Origin of the sequence: Streptomyces silaceus (assembly GCF_001419745.1) — a bacterium.
Classification (GTDB): domain Bacteria; phylum Actinomycetota; class Actinomycetes; order Streptomycetales; family Streptomycetaceae; genus Streptomyces; species Streptomyces silaceus.
In genome coordinates, this window is the sequence record NZ_LIRJ01000252.1 from 1 (window position 1) to 2,009 (window position 2,009).

The following is a 2,009-nucleotide window of genomic DNA, read 5'->3' on the forward strand; positions in this document are numbered from 1 at the left end:
CCTCGTAGCCTCTGAGGCTCGCAGGCTTCGTGGCCTCTGAGCCCCGTAGGCCCTGAGTCTGTAAGGCTCGTCACACCGGACTGTTCGGACCCCGGTTCCGGAGCGTTTCGCTCCGGAACCGGGGTTCCTTGCGGCGAGGGGCAGTTGGGGGCGGTCGGGGGGTGCGGGGGGAGCGAGGGGGCCGTTGATCAAAAGGCAGGGGTCGTTCCGCTTCCCCGTCTACCTCAAACAAGACCTTTGATGTTCTCAAAGTACGAGTGTTAACGTATTCGACATGAAGACAGCAGCAGCGCACCGTCACGCCGTGAGCGTCCCGCTCGTGGCGCGCCTGCATGTCGACCTCTGCCGCTGCATGTCCGCGGCCTGTCACGTCTGAATCGTGCCCCCGCTGCAGCGGCGCCACCGACGCAAACGTCGGCTCCACCGGAGCTTCGCACCCCCAGTGGTTCGCGGTCGCCGCTCCCGTACGTCCCCGTCTCCCTGACTTACCTCACCGGAGTGTGTCCGTGTCCGCGAACTCCGCGACGCCCGCCGACAAGGCCGGCCAGCCCGAGAAGCCCCAGTCCGGCTTCCGGATACCCAGCTTCCTCAAGATCCCCTTCTGGGCGCAGATCCTCGGCGGTCTCGTCCTCGGCGTCCTGCTCGGCTGGATCGCCCGTAACCAGGACGTCGACTGGCTCGTCACCACCCTCTCCAAGGTCGGTGAGACCTTCATCGGGCTCCTGAAGCTGGCGGTCGCCCCGCTCGTCTTCTTCGCGATCCTGGTGTCGATCACCAACCTGCGGAAGGTCAACAACGCCGCGCGTCTGGCCAGCCGCACCCTGCTCTGGTTCATGATCACCTCGCTGATCGCGGTGGTCATCGGCCTCGCGATCGGCCTGCTGACCAACCCCGGCGCCGGCACCGGCCTGACCCCCAAGGACGGCAAGGCCCCCGACCACGCCGGCTCCTGGATCGACTTCCTGACCGGGATCATCCCCACGGACGTCATCACGCCGTTCACCGATCTCAACGTCCTGCAGATCGTCTTCATGGCCGCCGTCGCCGGCATCGCCGTCCTGAAGATCGGCGACAAGGCCCAGCCGATCCTGGAGCTCTCCGAGTCCGTGCTCGCGCTGCTGCAGAAGGCCCTGTGGTGGGTCATCAAGCTCTCCCCGATCGGCACCGTCGGCCTCATCGGCTTCGCCATCGCGGACTACGGCTGGAACCTCATCAGCAAGTACGCGACGTTCACCGCGGACATCTACATCGGCTGCGCCCTGGTGATGTTCGGCGTCTACCCGCTGCTGCTCGCGTTCGTCGCCAAGGTCAACCCGCTCCAGTTCTTCAAGGGCGCCTGGCCCGCGATCCAGCTGGCCTTCGTCTCGCGCTCCTCGGTCGGCACGATGCCGGTCACCCAGAAGGTCACCGAGCGTCTCGGTGTCCCGAAGGAGTACACGTCCTTCGCCGTGCCGTTCGGCGCGACCACGAAGATGGACGGCTGCGCCGCGATCTACCCGTCGATCGCCGCGATCTTCGTCGCGCAGATCTTCGACGTGAACCTGGGCATCAAGGAGTACCTGCTCATCGCGTTCGTCTCGGTCGTCGGTTCGGCCGCGACGGCGGGCCTCACGGGTGCCACGGTCATGCTGACCCTGACCCTGTCGACGCTGGGCCTCCCGATGGAGGGCGTGGGCCTGCTCCTCGCCATCGACCCGGTCCTCGACATGATGCGCACCGCCACGAATGTCGCCGGTCAGGCGCTGGTTCCGGTCGTCGTCGCGGCCCGGGAGAAGATTCTCGACCGTGAGGCGTACGAGCACGCGTCGTCGTCGCCGCTCGACGACTTCGACGAGACGTCGTCGTCCTCGTCCTCTTCGCGGGCGGTGCCTGCGGCGGCCTGAGTCCTCGCTCTGGGTCCTCGGTCTGACTCTTCGGCCTGACTCTTCGGTCCGAGTTCCTTGGCTCGCGGCTGGTTTCGTGTGTGGCCCCGTTCCCGGCATCGTCGGGGGCGGGGCTTTTGCGTGGGG

The 2,009-nt window shown here is 66.8% G+C and carries 1 protein-coding gene; it reads left to right on the forward strand.

The genetic code is table 11. The features are described from left to right. Nucleotides 1–506: 506 nt before the first annotated feature. Nucleotides 507–1,883, forward strand: a complete 1,377-nt coding sequence (locus AOK22_RS23270) for a dicarboxylate/amino acid:cation symporter (RefSeq protein WP_055700650.1) — start codon at nt 507–509, stop codon at nt 1,881–1,883. The last annotated feature ends 126 nt before the right edge of the window (nt 1,884–2,009 follow it).